This window comes from Mucilaginibacter sp. (assembly GCF_036383575.1).
Taxonomy (GTDB): Bacteria; Bacteroidota; Bacteroidia; order Sphingobacteriales; family Sphingobacteriaceae; genus Mucilaginibacter.
Genome location: NZ_DASVOB010000732.1, coordinates 1 through 3,824, shown reverse-complemented (window position 1 = coordinate 3,824; position 3,824 = coordinate 1). Strand labels below are relative to the sequence as shown.

The window sequence follows — 3,824 nt, the reverse complement described above, 5'->3', positions numbered from 1 at the left end:
AGTATGATTTAAACATATCTGGAGGTAATGACAAAACAACCTACTATATGGGCGGGCAGTATCTCGATCAAACCGGGATATTGATAGGCAACAGCTTCAAAAGATATTCAGGTCGTTTAAATTTAGATAGTAAGGTTGATAAAAATTTAAGCATCGGCATGAACTTAAGTTTTTCAAATACTATCAATAACCGGGTTTCAAATGATAATGCATTCAGCACACCTCTACAGGCAGTGGCGCTATCGCCGATAACACCTCTTATCGACCCGCGCAGCGGTTTAATAAGCGGTACTCCTCCTGGTGAATCTGAAGATTTTCCTTTGTATTACAATCCGCTTATCAGCAAAAATAATGCAGCCTATCAGTCAACAGTTTATCGCACTATTGGTAATGTATACGCCAATTGGGAAATTGTAAAAGGCTTAACATTCCGTTCGGAATTCGGTCTCGACCAGTTAAACCAGGCTGAGGATAGTTATTACGGAAGCGCTACTTTCCGTAATACAGGTACAAACAATGGGTTTGGGGAAAATACAACCACGCAAGTATTGAACTATAATACCAATAACTATTTTAGTTATAAAAACATTTTTGGAAATGATCATTCAGTAGATTTAACGTTGGGAACAACCTATCAGAAATCCCGTACTGTTGGTAACGATGTACAGGGGCAGGAGTTTGCCTCTGATGCTTATAAAAAATTAAAGGCTGCAGCTGTGATTGTTTCAGGTGCATCATACGATAGTCCATACAGCTTTTTAGCCTATTTCTTTAGAGCTAATTATTCGTATAAGGGTAAATACCTGTTTTCGGGAAGTGTGCGCGAAGATGGATCATCGAGGTTTGGTTCAAACAATCGTTATGGATTTTACCCATCAGGTTCGGTAGGTTGGATATTGACCGAAGAGGACTTTTTGAAGAACAATAACCTGCTAAGCAATTTAAAAGTTAGGGCAAGTTATGGTTTAACAGGTAACGCTAATATTGGTAATTTCTCGTCATTAGGTTTGTTTTCTGCAGCAAATTATAATGGTGTAGGTGGTCAGCGCTTTTCTCAGATAGTTAATCCAAACTTAAAGTGGGAAACAACTGCTGCGCTTGATTTGGCTGTTGATTTTGGTTTCTTCAATAACAGGTTATCAGGTAGCTTTGATTACTACAAGAAAAATACCCGTGATCTGCTGTTGAATGTAAATCTTCCGGGTACGTTAGGGATATCTACACAATTGCAAAACCTTGGTAAGCTATCTAATAAAGGATTTGAGCTTGAATTATCATCAGATAACTTTGTTGGTAAATTTAAATGGTCAACCAGTTTAAATGCTTCTTATCAAATAAACCTTATTAAAGATATTAAGGGGCAGGTTATAACTGATAACAATATCAACTATGTAATGGCTGGGCAGCCCATAGGTGTATTCTACATGCCTGAATATGCAGGGGTAGATCCTGCCAATGGGGATGCATTATATTACAAAAACGCAAAGGGGACTGATGGAAAGCTGGATCGTACTAAAACAAATGACCCTACCCAGGCACAAAATGTTGTGGTAGGTTCACCTACGCCTAAATACTACGGAGGTATTACAAATACATTTGGGTATAACGGTATTGAATTAGCTGTAACTTTTCAGGGGGCATTCGCTTACAAGGTATATAATGCCGCGGGCCAGTATATGAGTACCAGCGCAGGTAACGGCTTCGATAACCAAACAGTAGACCAGTTAAAGTACTGGAATAAACCCGGCGACATAACCGATATACCTGAACCACGCTTGTTTTACGGCAACGGTATCAGTACCTCAAGCAGGTATCTTTCAGGAGCCAGCTACGTTCGTTGCAAAACAGTAACATTGGGTTATACCTTGCCAAAAGCAGTGGTTAACAAATTGAAATTGCAAAAAATAAGAGTATATGCAAGTGCTTATAACCTGTTTTTAATTACAAAATATAAAGGATGGGATCCTGAAGTAAATTCAGACGAGCTGCCGAGTAATGTTGATTTAAGTAATGACTTTTACTCGGCTCCGCAGCCACGCACTATAGTATTTGGTATTAATATAGGCTTATAATAGTAAAAAATTACAGAAATGAAAAAGATGAAGTTTATATATATATCAGCAACGACATTAATTGTATGCTTAAGCGCATGCAATAAACAGCTTAATATAAAGCCGGTTGAATCTGTTGATCAAACCCTGGCTATTAAAACTGCTAAGGATGTCCAAGGTGTCTTGGTGGGGACTTATAATCGTTTGGGGCAGGTTGACGTATATGGGGGCCGCATATTTATGGAGCCTGATCTGTTAGCCACGCAGGCTGAAATTACCTGGACCGGTACCTACACTGGCTTAACTCAAATAACTGTGCAGGCTATAACAAGAGACAACAGTTTTGTTGAAAATACCTGGCTGGATGCCTATCAGGTAATAAACCAGGCAAACACTGTACTTGCTAATTTAGATAAAGCTGATAATGCAGACGATAAAACAAGATGGGAAGGGGAAGCTAAATTTATAAGGGGTTTGATGTATTTCGATTTGGCTCGTTTATATGGAAAATCATGGAATGATGGAGATCCATCAACTAACTTAGCAGCCGCTATTGTGTCAAGCTCAACTACCTCCGCGGATAGCGAAGGGGCTAAAGTTGGCCGGTCGACAGTTAAGCAGGTTTATGATCAGGCAATCAGTGATTTAAAAAAGGCCGAAAGTATACTGCCTGCTGACAACGACTTTTATGCCAATAAATATGCTGCATCCGCAATACTGGCAAGGCTTTATCTGCAGCAGGGTGATTATGCAAATGCTTTAAAAGAAGCCAATGCCGTTATCACATCGGGACAGTTTTCGCTTGTAACTGATTATACTAAAGAGTTCTTGTTATCAAGTAAACCATCTCATCAGGAAAATACTACCGAAGATATCTTTGCTATTCAGGTTACTCAACAGCAAGGTATAAATAGTTTGAATGAATTTTATGCGTCATCCGGAAACGGCGGACGTGGAGATATCAAAATAACCGACGATTTTTTAGCGGGTTTTGAGGCAGATGATGTAAGAGGCAAGTTCTATACAATCACATCGGTTAACAGGACTAAGAAGTTCGATAACCAGTATGGGAACGTACACGTGGTACGCCTTGCAGAAATGTACCTGATCCGTGCAGAGGCTAACCTTCGTGGAGGAACAGCTACAGGTGCAACACCGGCAAGTGATGTTAATACTATAAGGAAGAGAGCTGGGCTTGCTGCTTTGGCAACTGTAAACCTTGCTGCCATATTAACGGAACGTGTACATGAGCTATGTTTTGAGGGCGGATTTTTTCTGCATGATGCAAAACGGCTAAAACAAAATGTGAACGGGCTTCCTTACAATTCTCCTAAACTGGTGTATCCAATCCCTCAGCGCGAAATTTTAGCTAATTCAAAATTAGTACAAAATGAGGGTTATTGATTGTTTAATAGATCTTTATTAATTAAAATCCCGGATAACGTAATGTTGCCGGGATTTTTGTTGTGGTATAGATTTTATTTTTTGCTAAATGATGAACACACATATACTAAATGTGGTTAAACTATATAGAAGTGCTAACCAACACGATTGAACCTAATTTAAATGAACCATGGAAGATGAACAAATACTTGCCGCCCTGAATGCTCACTGGCAGGCATCGGCAGCCGGTGATATAAACACAGAGCATGATATCTACGATGATGATGTGATCTGTGATTACCCCCAGTCGGGCGAGCGGATTTTTGGACGAAATAATTTACAGGCCCTGAGGGGGCATCACCCGGGTAAGCCGTCGGGCTTCCGTGTTAG

3 protein-coding genes are annotated in these 3,824 nt (G+C 39.9%); all 3 read left to right on the top strand.

Annotation, left to right across the window (positions count from 1 at the left end):
- Positions 1–2,072, top strand: a 2,072-nt coding sequence (locus tag VF500_RS26315) for a SusC/RagA family TonB-linked outer membrane protein (RefSeq protein WP_330862515.1), incomplete at its 5' end; no start/stop codon positions are given.
- Between the two features lie 18 nt (positions 2,073–2,090).
- A complete protein-coding gene (locus VF500_RS26310; protein ID WP_330862514.1) occupies positions 2,091–3,455 on the top strand; it encodes a RagB/SusD family nutrient uptake outer membrane protein in 1,365 nt (454 codons plus the stop codon).
- A 169-nt stretch (positions 3,456–3,624) separates the two neighbouring features.
- Positions 3,625–3,824, top strand: a 200-nt coding sequence (locus VF500_RS26305; RefSeq protein WP_330862513.1) for a hypothetical protein, incomplete at its 3' end; no start/stop codon positions are given.

What these genes read in the sequence shown, in the direction of transcription:
- VF500_RS26310 (WP_330862514.1), top strand. Translation starts at nt 2,091, where the DNA reads ATGAAAAAGATGAAGTTTATATATATATCAGCAACGACATTAATTGTA.